Annotated in this window: 14 protein-coding genes and 1 other RNA gene; 7 read left to right on the top strand and 8 right to left on the bottom strand. The window is 62.6% G+C overall.

Translation table 11 applies throughout. The annotated features are described in order from the left end of the window. Positions 1-44 precede the first annotated feature (44 nt). Positions 45-812 (bottom strand): FCD domain-containing protein, encoded by a 768-nt coding sequence (locus ACK1VC_RS02625; protein WP_016489184.1) that lies wholly within the window; start codon positions 810-812, stop codon positions 45-47. 254 nt (positions 813-1,066) lie between these two features. Here ACK1VC_RS02625 and ACK1VC_RS02620 point away from each other — a divergent pair, with 254 nt between their 5' ends. The 7 genes from ACK1VC_RS02620 to ACK1VC_RS02590 all read left to right on the top strand — a co-directional run bounded on the left by ACK1VC_RS02620 (position 1,067) and on the right by ACK1VC_RS02590 (position 9,053). Continuing rightward, positions 1,067-2,737, top strand: a complete 1,671-nt coding sequence (locus ACK1VC_RS02620; protein WP_016489185.1) for a lactate permease LctP family transporter — start codon at positions 1,067-1,069, stop codon at positions 2,735-2,737. Positions 2,738-2,800: 63 nt separating this feature from the next. Then, entirely contained in the window at positions 2,801-3,946 is a 1,146-nt protein-coding gene (gene lldD / locus ACK1VC_RS02615) for an FMN-dependent L-lactate dehydrogenase LldD (RefSeq protein WP_019470436.1), read from the top strand. A 75-nt stretch (positions 3,947-4,021) separates the two neighbouring features. Further along, complete coding sequence (locus tag ACK1VC_RS02610) at positions 4,022-6,832, top strand: FAD-binding and (Fe-S)-binding domain-containing protein (RefSeq protein ID WP_191086994.1); 2,811 nt, start codon at positions 4,022-4,024, stop codon at positions 6,830-6,832. A gap of 579 nt (positions 6,833-7,411) precedes the next feature. Continuing rightward, positions 7,412-7,702 carry a hypothetical protein gene (locus tag ACK1VC_RS02605; RefSeq protein ID WP_016489189.1) on the top strand — a complete coding sequence of 97 codons (291 nt, stop codon included), beginning with the start codon at positions 7,412-7,414 and terminating at the stop codon, positions 7,700-7,702. 99 nt (positions 7,703-7,801) lie between these two features. Beyond that, positions 7,802-8,200, top strand: a transfer-messenger RNA (tmRNA) gene (gene ssrA, locus ACK1VC_RS02600). 158 nt (positions 8,201-8,358) lie between these two features. Beyond that, positions 8,359-8,691 carry a toxin-antitoxin system TumE family protein gene (locus tag ACK1VC_RS02595; protein ID WP_029887486.1) on the top strand — a complete coding sequence of 111 codons (333 nt, stop codon included), beginning with the start codon at positions 8,359-8,361 and terminating at the stop codon, positions 8,689-8,691. Then, a complete protein-coding gene (locus ACK1VC_RS02590) occupies positions 8,688-9,053 on the top strand; it encodes a hypothetical protein (RefSeq protein WP_029887485.1) in 366 nt (121 codons plus the stop codon). Before ACK1VC_RS02595 ends, ACK1VC_RS02590 begins: the two co-directional genes overlap by 4 nt. A 17-nt stretch (positions 9,054-9,070) precedes the next feature. Here ACK1VC_RS02590 and ACK1VC_RS02585 read toward each other — a convergent pair whose 3' ends face one another. Genes ACK1VC_RS02585 through ACK1VC_RS02555 form a run of 7 tightly spaced genes read right to left on the bottom strand, consistent with a single transcriptional unit; the run spans position 9,071 to position 16,873 of the window. Then, positions 9,071-9,442, bottom strand: a complete 372-nt coding sequence (locus ACK1VC_RS02585) for a hypothetical protein (protein ID WP_441212025.1) — start codon at positions 9,440-9,442, stop codon at positions 9,071-9,073. A 59-nt stretch (positions 9,443-9,501) separates the two neighbouring features. Next, the gene (locus tag ACK1VC_RS02580; RefSeq protein WP_441211957.1) at positions 9,502-9,864 is read right to left on the bottom strand and encodes a hypothetical protein; all 363 of its coding nucleotides are present in this window, start codon (positions 9,862-9,864) and stop codon (positions 9,502-9,504) included. Beyond that, positions 9,861-10,298, bottom strand: coding sequence for a structural protein P5 (locus tag ACK1VC_RS02575; protein WP_449117837.1), 438 nt, complete (start codon positions 10,296-10,298; stop codon positions 9,861-9,863). Before ACK1VC_RS02575 ends, ACK1VC_RS02580 begins: the two co-directional genes overlap by 4 nt. A 59-nt stretch (positions 10,299-10,357) precedes the next feature. Then, positions 10,358-11,128: a hypothetical protein gene (locus ACK1VC_RS02570; protein WP_191087609.1), complete on the bottom strand. Its 771-nt coding sequence runs from the start codon at positions 11,126-11,128 to the stop codon at positions 10,358-10,360. Positions 11,129-11,130: 2 nt separating this feature from the next. Beyond that, the gene (locus ACK1VC_RS02565; RefSeq protein ID WP_449117836.1) at positions 11,131-13,389 is read right to left on the bottom strand and encodes a hypothetical protein; all 2,259 of its coding nucleotides are present in this window, start codon (positions 13,387-13,389) and stop codon (positions 11,131-11,133) included. A 56-nt stretch (positions 13,390-13,445) separates the two neighbouring features. Further along, entirely contained in the window at positions 13,446-16,499 is a 3,054-nt protein-coding gene (locus ACK1VC_RS02560; RefSeq protein ID WP_449117835.1) for a host specificity factor TipJ family phage tail protein, read from the bottom strand. After that, the gene (locus ACK1VC_RS02555) at positions 16,496-16,873 is read right to left on the bottom strand and encodes a hypothetical protein (RefSeq protein WP_449117834.1); all 378 of its coding nucleotides are present in this window, start codon (positions 16,871-16,873) and stop codon (positions 16,496-16,498) included. The genes ACK1VC_RS02560 and ACK1VC_RS02555 overlap by 4 nt, the downstream gene beginning before the upstream one ends. Positions 16,874-16,875 lie beyond the last annotated feature (2 nt).

The following is a 16,875-nucleotide window of genomic DNA, read 5'->3' as shown; positions in this document are numbered from 1 at the left end:
TGGGGGTTTGCCCCGCGAAGAGGCCAGCACTGCCTATACAAACCTCAGCGCCCGCTGCGCCGCTCCGCGCGCGCCACGCGCTGCGCCTCTTCATGCGCTTCTTCCAGCACCTCCTGCACATACAGAATGTGCCGGCTGGACACTTCCCGCGCATCTTCCGCCCTGCCCTCGACAATCGCCAGGTACAGCTCCCGGTGCTGACTGATCAGCATGTCCCGGGTTTCGGTGCGCTGCTGATACATGCCGCCAATGTTGGTCACCACGTTGCGCTTGAGCAGGTCGAACAAGCCCCGAATGGTGTGCAGCAAGACCGCGTTATGGCTGGCCTCGGCAATCGCTAGGTGAAAGCGTGCATCCGCCGCGCCCTCCTCCGCCCGGGTCACTTCATCGACCCGGGTGTAGCAGTCTTGCAACGCATCGAAGGCCGCCTTCAAACGCGCCCGGTCCGGGTCGGTGGCGCGCTGGGCGGCGTAGTAGGCGCACGACGCCTCCAGGGTATGGCGAAATTCGAGCAGGTCGCGCTGCGCCTCGGCACTGTGCTCAAGCAACTGCAGCAGTGGGTCGCTGAAGGTAGAGCCCAGTGATTCGGCAACAAAATTGCCCCCGCCCTGGCGGCTGACCAGCAGCCCTTTGGCCACCAGCTTCTGGATCGCCTCACGCAGTGACGGGCGGGACACGCCGAACTGCTCGGCAAGGGCGCGTTCGGCCGGCAGCCGCTGCCCCGAGGTCAGCGTGCCTTCCAGAATCATCCCTTCCAACCGATCGACGATGTCGTCGGACAGGCGCCGTTGGCGGACCTGATCAAAAACCATCACATGCTCTCCACAAACCCCCGGCAAATTTCAGGGGCGCCTATTCTCGCCGATCCAGGCCGCGCAAACACCCATCAAGCCGCGATTTTGCCAGCGCATCAGGCGCCCGCTCATCGGCACGCGACCAAAGTTTTGCACAGGACAAATTGACACACCCACGACAGCGCTTTTAACCTAGCGACCAGCCATTGTAAATTGGTCTTACCAATTATCCAATGCCAGTGCTGACCAACAACAATTAGGGGCCACCCCATATGCAAACCTGGCAACAACTCTATAGCCCGCTTGGTAGTCTTGGCCTGTCCGCACTGGCGGCAGTCATCCCTATCGTGTTCTTCTTCCTTGCCCTCGCCGTGTTCCGCCTGAAAGGCCACGTAGCGGGCAGCATCACCCTTGCCCTGTCGATCCTGGTGGCGATCTTCGCCTTCCAGATGCCTGTCGACATGGCCCTCGCCGCCGCGGGTTACGGCTTCCTCTACGGCCTCTGGCCGATTGCCTGGATCATCGTTGCCGCGGTGTTCCTGTACAAACTCACGGTGAAGAGCGGCCAGTTCGAAGTGATCCGCAGCTCGGTGCTGTCGATTACCGACGACCAGCGTTTGCAAGTGCTGCTGATCGGCTTCTGCTTCGGTGCCTTCCTCGAAGGCGCGGCGGGCTTCGGCGCCCCCGTGGCAATCACTGCCGCGCTGCTGGTGGGCCTGGGCTTCAACCCGTTGTACGCCGCCGGCCTGTGCCTGATCGCCAACACCGCCCCCGTGGCCTTCGGCGCCCTGGGCATCCCGATCATCGTGGCCGGCCAGGTCACCGGCATCGACGCCTTCCACATCGGCGCCATGACTGGCCGCCAGCTGCCGCTGCTGTCGCTGTTCGTGCCGTTCTGGCTGGTGTTCATGATGGACGGCCTACGTGGCGTGAAAGAAACCTGGCCTGCCGCCCTGGTCGCCGGCCTGAGCTTCGCCGTCACCCAGTACTTCACCTCGAACTTCATCGGCCCTGAACTGCCCGACATCACCTCGGCGCTGGCCAGCCTGATCTGCCTCACCCTGTTCCTGAAAGTCTGGCAGCCAAAGCGTTCGTTCAGCGAAGCCAAAGGCAGCGTCGGCGCAGCCGTTGTGCAGCCAAGCGGCAGCCAGCCTAGCCCTTACAGCTTTGGCGAAATCTTCAAGGCCTGGTCGCCGTTCCTGATCCTGACCGTACTGGTCACCATCTGGACCCTGAAGCCGTTCAAGGCAGCGTTCGCCCCGGGCGGCGCGATGTACAACTTCGTGTTCAACTTCGCCATCCCGCACCTCGACCAGTTGGTGATCAAGACCGCACCGATCGTTGCCGCGCCCACTGCCATGCCAGCAGTGTTCAAGCTCGACCCGATCTCCGCCACCGGCACCGCGATCTTCCTCTCGGCGCTGATTTCCATGGCAGTGCTGAAGATCAACTTCAAAACTGGTCTGACCACTTTCAAAGAGACCTTCTGGGAGCTGCGCTGGCCTATCCTGTCGATCGGCATGGTGCTGGCCTTCGCCTTCGTCACCAACTACTCGGGCATGTCCTCGACCATGGCCCTGGTACTGGCCGGCACCGGTGCCGCGTTCCCGTTCTTCTCGCCGTTCCTTGGCTGGCTGGGCGTATTCCTGACCGGTTCGGACACCTCGTCCAACGCCCTGTTCAGCTCGCTGCAGGCCACCACCGCACACCAGATCGGCGTCAACGACACCTTGCTGGTAGCGGCCAACACCAGCGGCGGCGTGACCGGCAAGATGATCTCGCCCCAGTCCATTGCCGTGGCCTGCGCCGCCACCGGCCTGGTGGGCAAGGAATCCGACCTGTTCCGCTTCACCGTCAAGCACAGCCTGTTCTTTGCCACCATCGTGGGCCTGATCACCTTGGTGCAGGCTTACTGGCTGACCGGCATGCTGGTTCATCACTAAAGTGAAAGGGGCCGGGCGCCATCGCGCGCCCGGCACTCCCCACAAGCAACGCTGCGAGAATCCATGATCATTTCTGCCTCTACCGACTATCGCGCCGCGGCCCAACGCAAGCTGCCTCCTTTCCTGTTCCACTACGCCGACGGCGGCGCCTACGCCGAGCACACCCTGCGCCACAACGTGTCGGACCTGGCCGGTATTGCCCTGCGCCAACGCGTGCTGAACAACATGTCCGAGCTCAGCCTGGAAACCAAGCTGTTCGACGAAACCCTGAGCATGCCGGTGGCCCTGGCCCCGGTCGGCCTCACCGGCATGTACGCCCGCCGTGGCGAAGTGCAGGCGGCGCGTGCAGCGGCCGCCCACGGCATCCCGTTCACGATGTCTACCGTGTCGGTGTGCCCGATCGAAGAAGTGGCCCCGGCCATCGACCGGCCGATGTGGTTCCAGCTGTACGTGCTGAAGGACCGCGGCTTCATGCGCAACGCCCTGGAGCGGGCCAAGGCCGCCGGGGTCAAAACCCTGGTGTTCACCGTCGACATGCCCGTACCCGGCGCCCGCTACCGCGATGCCCACTCGGGCATGAGCGGCCGCAACGGCCCGCTGCGCCGCGTGCTGCAAGCCATGACCCACCCCGAGTGGGCGTGGGATGTGGGGGTGATGGGCCGCCCGCACGACCTGGGCAACATCTCCAAGTACCGCGGCAACCCCACCGGCCTGGCCGACTATATCGGCTGGCTGGGTAACAACTTCGACCCGTCCATCTCCTGGAAAGACCTGGAGTGGATCCGCGAGTACTGGGACGGCCCAATGATCATCAAGGGCATTCTGGATGCCGATGACGCCCGCGATGCGGTCAAGTTCGGCGCCGACGGCATTGTGGTGTCCAACCACGGCGGCCGCCAGCTCGATGGCGTGCTGTCCAGCGCCCGCGCCCTGCCGGCCATTGCCGACGCCGTCAAAGGTGACCTGAAGATTCTGGCCGACTCCGGCATCCGCAGTGGCCTCGACGTGGTGCGCATGATCGCCCTGGGCGCCGACACCGTACTGATCGGCCGCGCCTTCCTCTACGCCCTTGCCGTGCATGGCCAGGCCGGGGTGAAGAACCTGCTTGAGCTGTTCGAGAAGGAAATGCGCGTGGCCATGGTGCTGACCGGCGCCAAGTCGATCAGCGAGATCACCCGTGACTCGCTGGTACGCGAACTGGGCGCCTGACCGCCTGCAAGAAACACCGCCTGATTGACCCGGGGCATGTGGCGCACAGACGCCACAGCCCCGCGAGGAGACTGCATGAGCTTGCCCGCCGCGTTCCTGCGTGATGCCGAGCGCCTGATACCCGCCGAACGCCGCTTCGACGACCCCACGTCCACCCTGGCCTTTGGCACCGACGCCAGCTTCTACCGGCTGATCCCCAAGCTGGTGGTGCGCGTCGAGTCCGAGGACGAAGTGGTCGGCCTGATCAAACTGGCCCAGCGCGAGCGGGTGCCGGTCACCTTCCGCGCCGCCGGCACCAGCCTGTCTGGCCAGGCCATCACCGACTCGGTGCTGATTGTGCTCGGCGATAACTGGAACGGCCGCGAAATCCGTGGCCAGGGCGAGCAGATCCGCCTGCAACCCGGCGTGATCGGCGCCCAGGCCAACGCCTGGCTGGCCCCCTTCGGGCGCAAGATCGGCCCCGACCCGGCCTCGATCAACGCCTGCAAAATTGGCGGCATCGTTGCCAACAACGCCAGCGGCATGTGCTGCGGCACCGCGCAGAACACCTACCACACCCTGGCCGGCCTGCGCCTGGTGCTGGCCGACGGCACCCGCCTGGACAGCGAAGACCCGGCCAGCGTCGCCGCCTTTGAAAAAAGCCACGCCGAGCTGCTGGCATCGCTGGCCAGCCTGGCCCGCGAGACCCGCGCCAACACTGCGCTGGCCGAGCGCATCCGTCACAAATACCGGCTGAAGAACACCACTGGCCTGTCGCTGAACGCACTGGTGGACTACGACCAGCCGCTGGACATCCTGCAGCACCTACTGGTGGGTTCCGAAGGCACGCTGGGCTTCATCAGCGCCGTCACCTACAACACCGTGCCTGACCACCCGCACAAGGCCAGCGCCTTGCTGGTGTTCCCCAGCGTCGAAAGCTGCTGCCGCGCGGTACCCGTGCTAAAGCAGCAGCCGGTCTCGGCCGTGGAACTGCTCGACCGCCGCAGCCTGCGCTCGGTGCAGAACATGCCAGGCATGCCGCTGTGGGTAAAAGGCCTGTCAGACAACGCCTGTGCCCTGCTGATCGAGTCCCGCGCCGCCAGCCAGAGCTTGCTGCACGAACAACTGCACCAGGTGATGGCCTCGATCGCCGACTTCCCGCTGGAACAGCAAGTGGACTTCAGCGAAGACCCGGCCGTGTACAACCAGCTGTGGAAAATCCGCAAGGACACCTTCCCCGCCGTCGGCGCCGTGCGCCAGACCGGCACCACGGTGATCATCGAAGACGTGACCTTCCCCGTCGAGCAACTGGCCGAAGGCGTCAACCGCCTGATCCTGCTGTTCGACAAGCACCGCTACGACGAAGCGATCATTTTTGGCCACGCGCTGGAAGGCAACCTGCACTTCGTCTTCACCCAAGGCTTCAACAGCGCCGCGGAAGTCGCCCGTTACCAGGCCTTCATGGACGACGTGGCGCACCTGGTGGCTGTGGAGTTTGGCGGTTCGCTAAAAGCCGAACACGGCACCGGGCGCAACATGGCCCCATTCGTGGAACTGGAATGGGGGCATGACGCCTACCAGCTGATGTGGAAGCTCAAGCGCCTGCTCGACCCCAACGGCATCCTCAACCCCGACGTGGTGCTGAGCGATGACCCGGATATCCACCTGAAAAACCTCAAGCCGCTGCCTGCCGCCGACGAAATCGTCGACAAGTGCATCGAATGCGGCTTCTGCGAACCGGTGTGCCCGTCCAAGGGCCTTACCCTCAGCCCACGCCAGCGCATCGTCATGTGGCGTGACATCCAGGCCAAGCAACGCGCCGGTATCGACACCCGCGAACTGATGCAGACCTACCAGTACCAAGGCATCGACACCTGCGCAGCCACTGGCCTGTGCGCCCAGCGCTGCCCGGTCGGCATCAACACCGGCGAGCTGGTGAAAAAGCTGCGCAGCCAGGCCGCCGAGCACAACAAGACTGCCGACTGGCTGGCCGAGCACTTCCACACTGCACTGGGTGGCGCCCGCCTTACCCTCACGGCCGCCAACACCGCCCGCAAGCTGCTCGGCGCCCCGCGCCTGGGCCGCCTGAGCGCCTCGCTGAGCAAAGCCAGCAAAGGCCGCCTGCCCCTGTGGACACCGGCCATGCCACAACCCCTGCGCCCGATCAGCTTCGGCCCTGCCAGCAACGACGCCCGCCCCCGCGTGGTGTACCTGGCCGCCTGCGTGTCACGGGTGATGGGCCCAGCCTATGCCGACCGCGAGCAAAGCTCGCTGCTGGACAAAACCCGCGCCCTGCTGGAAAAGGCCGGTTACCAGGTGGTGTTCCCCGACAACGCCGACAGCCTGTGCTGCGGCCAACCTTTCGCCTCCAAGGGTTACCCCGAACAGGCCGAGCACAAGCGCCAGGAGCTGATCACCGCCCTGCTGCACGCCAGCCGCGGCGGCCTTGACCCAATCTACTGCGACACCAGCCCCTGCACCCTGCGCCTGGTGCAAGACCTGGGCGAAACCCGGCTGGACCTGTACGACCCCGTGCGCTTCATCCGCACCCACCTGCTCGACCGCCTGGAGTTCACCCCCCAGGACGAGCCGGTAGCCGTGCACGTGACCTGCAGCACCCAACACCTGGGCGAAAGCCAGGCCTTGATCGACCTGGCACGGCGCTGCAGCAAACAGGTGGTAATCCCCGAAGGCATCCATTGCTGCGGGTTTGCCGGTGACAAAGGCCTCACCACCCCCGAGCTCAACGCCCACTCGCTGCGCAGCCTGAAGGATGCGGTGCAGTATTGCAGCGAAGGCATCTCCACCAGCCGCACCTGCGAGATAGGCCTGTCGAGCCACAGCGGCATCGACTACCACGGCCTGGTCTACCTGGTAGACCGTGTTACCCGGCCACGCAGCATCTAAAGGCAGACACCTTCACCCTTGTGGGAGCGGCCTTGTGTCGCGATCGGGCCGCAAAGCGGCCCCAGGTTCTCAGCAGCGCTGCATAGATCCCCGGGGCTGCTCTGCAGCCCTTTCGCGACACAAGGCCGCTCCCACAGGTACAGCGCATACCCGAGCCAAGCACGATCCCTGTGGGAGCGGCTTCAGCCGCGAACACCGGCAAAGCCGGTGCCATCCCCCACCTCAATATCGCCCCGCCACCATCCCGACAAACCAATCCCTACACCCCCCTAAAGCCCCCGCTATAGCCTATCCCCGAGCCAACCAAGATCCATGTGTGGGCTCGCCCCGGGTACAAACCGGAGACATCGTTTACATTTCAAACCGGGGACATGGTTTACAAGCTAAAGGCACCTGGCACAGCGTATCCCCCCGCCCAAGCACGATCCATGTGGGAGCGAGCTCGCCCCGCGAACACCGGCAAAGCCGGTGCCATCCCCCACCTCAATATCGCCCCGCCACCATCCCGATTGAACCCCCGCCAATCCCCCACAGTCCACCCTACAGGCCCACCTTCCAGAGGCCCCAGAGGAGACACCCATGAAAGGTACCGCGCTTTCGGCCCTGTTCGCGGCCGCCACCCTGCTGGCTTCGCCGGTGTTCGCCGCCGATGACCTCTGCACCACCAACCTGCAAAAGATCGACGACAGTATGGCCACCGCCGGCGCCACCTCCGAAGGCCTGGACAAGGCCCTGACCGAGCACGTCGACAAAGCCAAAGCCGCCCAGGCCTCGGGCGACACCAAGGAATGCATCGCCATCACCAGCAAAGTGCTGGAGCGCCTGGAGAAAACCGAGAAAGGCAGCGGCTCTGGCAGCGGCGGCGCGTGAGCCATGAAGCGGGCGGCAGGACCGGCTGTCGACGTCGCCCGCGCAATGGCGTATACTCCATCCCACGTGCCGTAAGGTGCGTTAGCGTAACGCTAGTGTGGGGCCGATTAGGATTCGACGCCGGTAGCGAAACTCTAGGTGCATGCCGAGTTGGTAACAGAACTCGTAAATCCACTGTTGCAACTTTTATAGTTGCCAATGACGAAAACTACGGCGCGGAGTACAAGCTGGCTGCGTAAGCAGTCCTCTTGACCCGTTGCTTCTGGTAGCTTCGGCTCCAGCAATCACTAGGGGATGCCTGTAAACCCGAACTGATTGTCATACAGAACAGGATCGTCGCGTAGCACGTTGTGGGCGAAGTGACTAAAACTTACACAACTCATCCAAAGCACCCTGCCCGTCGGGCGGCTGCGGATTAAATCAGTAGACACGGCTACGCATGTAGTACCGACAGCGGAGTACTGGCGGACGGGGGTTCAAATCCCCCCGGCTCCACCAAATAATCCTTACAAATCAGGCACTTGGCGAATCTCGCAAGTGCCTTTTTTGTGCCCAAATGGGCTGTTTTGGCTCAGGAATGCCAGCTTAATGACAGCCTGGGGATGCGATGAGACTCGTCCGATGGACGCCTGGGACAGAATTCGAACGGATCGAAAATGGGGAAATCGAAAGGCAAGGCCGGCAAGAACGCCACGAAAAAGATCTCCGAACGCTTCTCGATTTCCACAAAGCGTGGGAACGGTCAGATCAGAATTGAATATGTCATTGAAGAGTGCGGGAAGGTGCTGACGTACAGCATGGCATACATCAACCCCAGGGTTTATTCTGGAGACAACGGCAGAGTCGTGGGATACGACAACGCTCATGGCTACGACCACCGTCACTACATGGGGGAGGTTGAGCCGGTCACGTTTGTCTCAATCGAAGACACCTTGGCCAAATTTCAGGCAGACTGGCAGCAGTATCTTGAAGAGAGGAAATCCAAATGACCAAGACTTTTCAGGTCGAGACCGAGGATGATTTCTTCGATCGTATGCGTTCCCTGGCCAAAAAAGTTGATAGGCAAGAGTTTTTTGGTGAATACGAGAATTCAAGCTTCGAAGACCGGGATGAGATGAGTCACGCAGTGGCCAAGGCCTGTGCGGAAGCTATACCTACCGCTGAGGCCAAGGTCACCAAAAAGCTGGGTAGCTCCGGCCTGAGAGTCATGACAGGTAGGTTAGTACGTCGATTTGGTGGAGCTCTGACGACTCAGGCTGTAGCGACCGGGGCAGATGACGGATCTGTTTACGTCGTAACCTCAAAAAAAGGCCACTCCAGCAAAATCGTCATCAAAAGACATTCGAAGTAAACCTCCACTCGATCAGTTCACCTGCAGGCGGCGATTGCTGCGACCAGCTCGCGCTCATAGCCGATATGCTGCCTCCTTTCAGCCAGCAACGCCCGAACTTTCAGCTCCAGGCTGTCGGTCTTTCGCAGGCTGGCAGCTGCCCATGGCGGCACTGGCACCTCCGGTGCCCGGCACGGCACCTGCACGGGCACCTCGACCCGGACATACTGAACCCGGGGTTCGACCATCCCTGCACAGGCGGCCAGCAGCGCTATCCCTGCAAGCACCCCCACCCCATGCAGGATTCGACCAGCAGCACCTGCACCACCTGCATCTTTTCGGCAGACCTGCACTTTTTCGTTACTCCTGCATGACCCACGTTGGTGGCCGCCCTCCAGCCCATAATCCATGCGGCTTTCAGCGAGGTTTTTGCCTGCTTGGTGGCCGGGCATTCCGACCCCTGAAATGGTCATAGGCCCAGCTCCTTGTCGATGATCGAGGTAGCAGCGGCGCATTGGTCACCACCGGTGCGCTCCTGCTGCAGGCGATTTGCGGCGGCATAGTCTGCCTGGGCCTGCTCCCCAGCTTCTTTCACAGCTACCTCGGCCCTAGCCTGTCGCTCGTTCGCGGCCAGGGTAAGGTCGCCCAGGGCCTTCCCCTGCTCTGTGGCCAGGCCGGCGAGGTTGTCCCGGGCCGCCTTACAGGTGATCGCCTCGTCCTGTACGGCATCCAGCGTCGGGCGGAAATGGTTGGTGGTGGCCCAGGAGCCAACCACCATGCCCAGCAGGATCAGCAGACCGGCTCCTGCAGTGCGCGCCAGCCAGGCCTTCATGCCAGCGCCCTCCGCACACCCTCGTCGATGATCGCCGCCGGGTAAGGGTTGCCGCCGTTCTCGTGGATGATGATGCTCACCACCATCCCGCGCAGCGTGGCCGGGTCCTTGATGTTGATCGGGTCAGTAGTGCCCACCCCGATCCGCTTGGCCACGACGCCGGCGTAGGCCTGGGTGTCGTTCTCGTTGCTCGGCGCCCAGCGGTTGATAGTCTCGAGCACGGTGTCGATGCCCTTCCCGCCCACGCCCGGCATCCCATCCTTGCCTCGGTAATTGATAAGCAGCTTGCCCAGGGCGCGGATGCCGTTCTCGGGCGTGTCGAAGATAGCGAACCGGCCGCCAGGCTCCTTGCCGATCTGGCCCTGCCAGTCGTTGCGTGGATTGAAATCGATGTTGCCGGGGTTCCGATTGCGGACGCCGCGGGGTGTGGTCATGGGTTTTCTCCAGACGAAAAAAAGCCCGCGCGCGGCGGGCTCAACGATCAGCAGGCCTGTCAGGCTGCAGCTGCTTCCATCAGCATTTTTTCGAGTGCAATCAGGTTGTCGCCAGAAAGCGCGGATTCGAAGGCGACAAAGGCGTTGGACGACATGGCCCGCGATACGACAGATGTCGAGGCACCGGCTACTCGGATAGCGCCCATGTTCACCTCAGGCATCAGGCCAAGGGTTTTCACCGTTTCGTTGGTGATCGACCACATTTCAGCCCCGTTGTAACGGATGCTGATCTTCCCTGCGGTTCGGTCGTAGATGAGGACGAATGCGGTTAGTTTCGCGGCGCTGAGCTTCTGCGGCCAAGCGGCAGAGGTGACCTCTGAAACGGTGATAGGCCCGATGTTGACCGTTATCGCCCCTGATCCGCCGGCGTTGGAGTAGATAACCCACGGTGCCGGGTTGTCAGTGGTCAGGCCCTGGGTGATGCTCCCAAGCCCAATGTGCAGGTCGCACACCAGACCGATGGTGAAGGATCCGGCAGTGTTGAACGAGGCCATGGTCAATGCTTGGGCCAGTGCATTCACCTTGTAGCCTTTCTTGCCGTTGATCATCGTCACGAAGTTGGCACTTGGCACCGAAGCACCGTAGGTCGGGATAACGGCATCAGTAATGCGGTCAAGAATTACACCGGTGGACACATCCCAGTCGAACAGGCCCGGCCAGTGCCGGCGCCCTTCAATGTTGGCCACATCGATTTCGGCCTGGGAAACGTCCAGCTTTGGGAAACCAGCAACGGAGGCGGAGCCAGGGAAAGTCAGAATAGAGCGAGCCATCGTTAAAGCTCCAAGGCAAGGGAGAAGGCGCAAAGCCAGTTGAATAGGGGTTTGTTGTCGTAGCGCGAGTAGTCGCGCATGTCGGTGTCTCGGATGCAGCCGCGACGCCCAGAGCCGTTTTGTGGAGAGCTGAGAGAGGGCTGCAGGGCGTAGGTCAACACGGTGCCGGCAGTGACCGCGGCAGCGGTGCCAATCACCAAGGTTGCGCCATCGGCGCCAACTGCGACCGAGGTGATGGTTCCCGCAGAGAGCAGGAAACCGGCATTTCCGGGGTCTTTTACCGTTTCGGTGTCGAGCGCTAGGTTGCCAATCGGCCCGGGAGTTCCGGCATTGCCGTTGGGCAGGTTGTTCATCTTGAGGGTGATCGTTGAACCCGACACCGAGGCCGAAAGCACCTTCAGCGGCTGCCACTTGCCGCTGACCTGGGTCAGTCGTTCCGCGCGGGCCTCCAGCTCGCCCATCTTGGCGTAGCCATCGGCAAGCAGGTGGTACGTGTCGAAGTGGCCATAGGCGTACTTCGGGCCGACCATGACGATGTTCGGGTTCTCGTTATGGGCCTGCAGCTGAGCCAGCGGAATAGCCGGAATGGTTCCGGTTTCGCCGGTCAGCATCTGGGAGATGAACGCGACCGGTGGAACAGCCTGACCAGTAATCGCGACGATGTCGGTACGATAGTCGCTGATCCACTCGGCCAGCATCGCCACGTACTCGGCCTGGGTGGTGCTGATCTGGCTCTCGCCGTGCACGATCGACAGGCTCGGTACCTGGTAATCCCACCCGTTGGCGTCCGCGATTGCCTTGGCTGCGGTGACGTGGGCAATTGCGTTGGTGTAGGTGGTAGTCCCCTTCTTCAGGCCGGCATACGCGGTACCACCAAGAGCCGAGATGCTGTAGAGCATCCGCGGGTCGATGGATGATGTGCGCTCATGCCAGCGCCGGTAGGCCAGCATGTAGGAAGACGCCGGGGTCTCCGCTGCAACGCCTGCCGCGTACTCGCGGATCGGGTCAAGCGCAGTCGCGCCAACCCATGAAGTTGGCCGTGGCCCACCAGGCAGGGTGAATAGCTTGTCGGCATACCCGGCCAGCGTGTATGGCGTGAACAGACGCCCTGTCTTCCCGTCGATAACGATCGTGCCGTTCGGGTCCAGGATGATCCCGCGCGAGCCCAGGGCGAGAGACTGCCCGGTGACCAGCTTATGCAGCAGTACCTGCCCATCGCGCAGGATGCGGCCATCCCTCACGATAGAATGTGGCTGTGGTGCACCACTGGTGGACTTGAGCGCCTTCACCATGTCAAAGGCCACGGCCTGGGCCGCCAGCCAGGTACCGACAGAGGTAAGCTGTCGAGATACCAGCGGACCGTACTCCCACACCTGGCCATCAACCAGTCCAGCCATGGCTTTCGGCGCAGGCTTCTGGTTCTGCTCTTCGATCACCTTCGCGTCATAGCTGGAGCTTGGCGTGATACCCGAGGACTGCGCCCCAGATTGCATCATTACCGACGATCCAGACATCACCAAGGTGTCGGCGGTGAAGTTTTTGCTGCGAGGGCGCTGCAGTGGAATCATGGGCAGAATCGGGGTGCTTCCGAGCATTGCGTTTGCGCCTCGGCGGTCTTGTGGGCCTCTTGGAACTTTCTGGTCGACTCCAAACAGGACCTGGGCGCCGCCGACCCCGAAGATCAGCGGCGCATTAGCGGTTCTTTTCCCGCGAGGGCGGACTTGGGTGCTAACCAGCTTCAGGAGGGCCTTGATGTCGGTATCCAAAGCCATCTGAGGCGATGGCTTCACCCATGCCCCCGAATCAGCATCCCATTGATAGAACCCATTCAGGGATGCAACCGGATCGGAGTGAACCCAGGCCAGCACGCCGTCGTACTTCGGCGTGTAGGCAAGCATCTCGGCGTAATCGTCGAAACCCTTGTTCCCAATATCCTCGCCGAGGTCAGCGGCGGTCTCCTCCATCTGGGAGATGGCAGAGGCCTCGGCAGCGTCCACGGCAGCCACGGACGCCTCAATGTCCCCGATCCCCGCATCTCGCGATGCATTCACCGCGTCTTTGGCAGCAGCAACCGTCGGATCAATCTGCGCTTTCGCGTTGATTACGAGGTTGTGAAAGGCCTGCGGCGCCCACCTTGGCTGATCAAATCGGTCATAAACGATCTCGTCGCTACCCGTCATGTACTTGTCGAAAATCGCCGCGTTATCGAACAAGTCCCGCGGATCGCTTGAACCGAGTGGGTTGTTGGTGTTGTAAGCCATGTTTACTCCGGGCACAAAAAAGCCCGCACTTGGCGGGCATGCTCGTCAGGGTCCGGTCAGGCCGGCGGGAATTGGTCGTCGTAGGTGTAAACGCGGGCGTCGTAGGGCATGCCCTTCATTGCCACGTTGCCGTTGGCGGGGTCTGAACTCGTGATCAGCGTCGGGTAGGCCCAGCGCGAGGCTGGGCCGAACAGGATGTGCGGCGGCTCAAGCGGGCCATCCACCACGGGCACAAAGTCCAGTGCTGCGACCGATGCGGTGTAATCGTCAACTCGAACTGCATCCCACGGCCCAGAAAGGGTTCCGTCCAAGCGCCGTATGCCTATCAGGTTGGCCTCGGTGAAAGACCAGTCCAGCGGCTCGGAGCTGTGTAGCAAGGTTCCCGACCCTGTTACCGAGAAGTCCAGCAGGATCGCGCTCTGGCAACGCTTAGGCGCGTCGTCCGCAACGGCTGCGAAACTCAGGTAGCCGCTGTTGCTGCCGTCCATTTCGGTTTCCCAGGTGTAGATGTCCGTCCGAAACTTCTGGTGGCCACGCCGGCGCATTCCGACCCGCCATGCCCTGGTCCTATCACTGACTCCAGGCATCTTGATCTTCTCGACCTTGGTGCCGAGGTCGCCTGGCCAGCGGCACTCGACCGTTTCCCACGCCCAGGTGGTGCGCGAGAAGAACTCCACATCCACCCCGTCGAAGTCGTTGATCGACGGCATGGCGCCGCTGATCTTCAGCATCTTGGTCATGTTCTGGGGTGAGTAGGTCTGCGTCTTGGGGCCGTAGGTAACGTCGAACGCTGCCCGGGCACTGTCCCGAACCGGGCGCAGCAGGCCACGGAAAGTCACCAGCTCGCCGAACCCACACGCCAGCGCGTTATTGATCATGTCCTTGACGGTGATCGTCGAATCCAGCGTCTCGTCGTAGGTGTCACCCCTCGCCACACACAGATCGTGGAAGGCGTGCCATTCAGGCAGATCAAGGTCTTCGTTGGTGTAACCGCGCTCTTTGAGCTGGTGGATGCACCAAGGGGCGATATCCCGGGTAGGGCCCTTGCTCGCATCCATACGCGGCAAGATGCGGGTTGCTTCAACATTCACCTGACTCTCGGACTGCGCAGATAGCCTGTCACCGCCCCTGATGTTGCAGGTCATCACAGTCAAACCGGGATAGCTGATGGGGGAGTTCAGCATGCGCCCACGCAGATCTGCCCAGGTGGCATCGTCGCGGGCTTCGTCGTTTATCCGCCCTGGGCGATCCTTGTAAAGTTTTCGCACGCGAGCCTCTGGCCGCATGGCGTAGGGCAGGAAAATCCGCTCTGTGAATCCTTGGGCGTCTAGCGAGCCGCCAAATTTCTCAAGCTCAATAACCGTCCAGGCCCCTGCCACATCCATGTCGCGGTACTCGAACACGTAGTAGGTCGGAATCTCGTATATCTGCCCTTCCCTGCCAATGCCGGCCAGGCCGCTGGCGTAGGTGACCGTCCATTCCAGCTCGGTCACCTTCTCGTTTTCAGGGCAGCAGGCGAATGGCCCCCGGTATCCGCCCTGCAGGTTTGAAGCGTCCAGCGTAATGAGGCCGTTCACCGTCTGCATGGCGTTGAAGCCAGGCCAGCCCGCGTCGGTCGAGCCAGAGGAGGTCAGGCGCTCCACCTCGAGCAGGCTCGTGCTGAAGGCCGTGATCCGGTAACGCAGCCCGCGTGGGCCGATGGATGCCAGCCCCTGCCCCAGCGCCAAGCCGACCACTGGCGAACCACCGTCATAATCCAGCGTCATTTCTGCTGGCTGTTCTGGAGTGCCACTGGTAGTTGCGGTGCCGGTGACCCCTACCGGGGAGGCGCCGAGGATGGTTGAAGCACCGGTGGCAGAGATGGCCTGGCCACTAAACGGTGTCAATTCCACGAAACGCAAACGACCACTGCTCTGCTGAGCCTCGAACGGCAATCCGCTGAGCTGAGTGTTCAGCGCTGCTACCAGGCCAGCCAGATCGGTTGTGGCCGTGTTCAGCGTGACGGGATAGGTTGAGCTGCCGCGCACCAGGTTGAACGTGAGCGGCGTGACGTTGAAGTCGTAGCGAGTAGGCGCCGCCGATCCCGTGCGTGTCGATGCTGTCCCAGGGTTGGCCGGTACCGCCGGTGTGTATGGGGTGTAGCTGTGCACCACGTACAGCCCCGCGTTCGCCCCGGCTACCTCGATGAGCATGCCCGCCGTGGGGTTCAACATTTCCAGCGGGCCACGGATGATGTCGCGCCCGGCGCCGCCGTCGATCACCGTGTAGGTGTATGGCGAAAGCACGCGGATGATGATCCCGTTCGACCAGTCGGCCGGGAACTGGCCGGAACCGGCCGGCACGCTGATCGTGTCGCCAACGAACTGGTACGCCGATGCCGTGGCCGACCTGGTGAGGTCGGTGGCCATGGTCAGCTCCAGGCCGGCCGACCCACTGGAGCTGGCCCCGACCTCGGGCACGTTGAACCAGTTGATGTGCGCGGGATCGGCCGACAGATCAGCGCCTGGCGGGTAGATGGTGAAGGTCGCGTCTGACCCCAGGGAGATCAGCGGGGTCTCACCCACCTTGACCTTGGCCAGCGGGACGTCGTACTCGCCCTCGCCGATGTACAGCAGCATTTCCACCCGCTGGTCACGCGGTGCGACATGCGCCCGGCGGGGCTGGGTCAGGTAGGACGGATAGACCCGCTGGTGCCCTGCGATCTGGCGCACCGGCTCGCCCAGCTTGACCTTGTTGCCCTTGGCGCTGGCCTCGGTCAGAGGGTCGCCCTGCTGAGTGCCTGCACTGGAAGGCATACCGGGCATCTTGGGCATGATCGACTTCAGCACCGCCTTCGCGCCTTTGAACAAGGCGAAGGTGATGGAGAACGGGTCGGTACCCTTCGGTTCGCGGTAGATCTGCAGCAGGTCGGCAGGCTTGAACTTCACCTTGTGCCACAGGTGCTGCTCGATCAGTTCATCATTGAGCACAACGCTGATTGGGGGGCTTTCCCGCCGCTCGTAGGACGGAGCAAGCGACTTCAGCCACTCCTCGATCGACATGCGGCGGTCGGTCTTCCAGGTGCCGAGCGGAGCCGTGTTGCTCAGCTTGTTCGGGTAAAATTCGATCATCGGTAATACACCACCCTTGGGTGAGCGGCCTCGAACTCGCCAGTCGTCCGGAGGCATGCGCCGCCGGGGTTTGTGTCCAGCACCTTCAACCTGCCCTCGCTTTCCACCACCACACCTACGTGCAGACACAGCGAGCCGCGGAACACGGCGGCAATGGCTCCAGGCTCCGGGGTGCACTCTTCCATGCCCTGGCGCAGGTCGTGATAGGCCTCGGTGTTGGCCCTGAGCTTGTTCTTGCCCACGGCGCCCAAGCTTGGGAGCAGCGGCAGGCCGAACACCTCATGGCGCACGACGATGCACAGCCCCCAGCAATCGAAGGCAATAGGCCCCCGTGCACCCTCGCGATACGGGGCGCGCATGAATTTCTCGATCATGG

Source organism: Pseudomonas sp. XP2, assembly GCF_053557975.1.
Note: the sequence above shows the minus strand (reverse complement) of the source record. Positions and strands in the feature narration are given on the sequence as shown.

Bases quoted from the DNA above. Each gene is read 5' to 3' on its own strand.
- ACK1VC_RS02625 (WP_016489184.1), bottom strand. From the start codon at position 812: ATGGTTTTTGATCAGGTCCGCCAACGGCGCCTGTCCGACGACATCGTC.
- ACK1VC_RS02620 (WP_016489185.1), top strand. From the start codon at position 1,067: ATGCAAACCTGGCAACAACTCTATAGCCCGCTTGGTAGTCTTGGCCTG.
- lldD (WP_019470436.1), top strand. From the start codon at position 2,801: ATGATCATTTCTGCCTCTACCGACTATCGCGCCGCGGCCCAACGCAAG.
- ACK1VC_RS02610 (WP_191086994.1), top strand. From the start codon at position 4,022: ATGAGCTTGCCCGCCGCGTTCCTGCGTGATGCCGAGCGCCTGATACCC.
- ACK1VC_RS02605 (WP_016489189.1), top strand. From the start codon at position 7,412: ATGAAAGGTACCGCGCTTTCGGCCCTGTTCGCGGCCGCCACCCTGCTG.
- ACK1VC_RS02595 (WP_029887486.1), top strand. From the start codon at position 8,359: ATGGGGAAATCGAAAGGCAAGGCCGGCAAGAACGCCACGAAAAAGATC.
- ACK1VC_RS02590 (WP_029887485.1), top strand. From the start codon at position 8,688: ATGACCAAGACTTTTCAGGTCGAGACCGAGGATGATTTCTTCGATCGT.
- ACK1VC_RS02585 (WP_441212025.1), bottom strand. From the start codon at position 9,442: ATGGATTATGGGCTGGAGGGCGGCCACCAACGTGGGTCATGCAGGAGT.
- ACK1VC_RS02580 (WP_441211957.1), bottom strand. From the start codon at position 9,864: ATGAAGGCCTGGCTGGCGCGCACTGCAGGAGCCGGTCTGCTGATCCTG.
- ACK1VC_RS02575 (WP_449117837.1), bottom strand. From the start codon at position 10,298: ATGACCACACCCCGCGGCGTCCGCAATCGGAACCCCGGCAACATCGAT.
- ACK1VC_RS02570 (WP_191087609.1), bottom strand. From the start codon at position 11,128: ATGGCTCGCTCTATTCTGACTTTCCCTGGCTCCGCCTCCGTTGCTGGT.
- ACK1VC_RS02565 (WP_449117836.1), bottom strand. From the start codon at position 13,389: ATGGCTTACAACACCAACAACCCACTCGGTTCAAGCGATCCGCGGGAC.
- ACK1VC_RS02560 (WP_449117835.1), bottom strand. From the start codon at position 16,499: ATGATCGAATTTTACCCGAACAAGCTGAGCAACACGGCTCCGCTCGGC.
- ACK1VC_RS02555 (WP_449117834.1), bottom strand. From the start codon at position 16,873: ATGATCGAGAAATTCATGCGCGCCCCGTATCGCGAGGGTGCACGGGGG.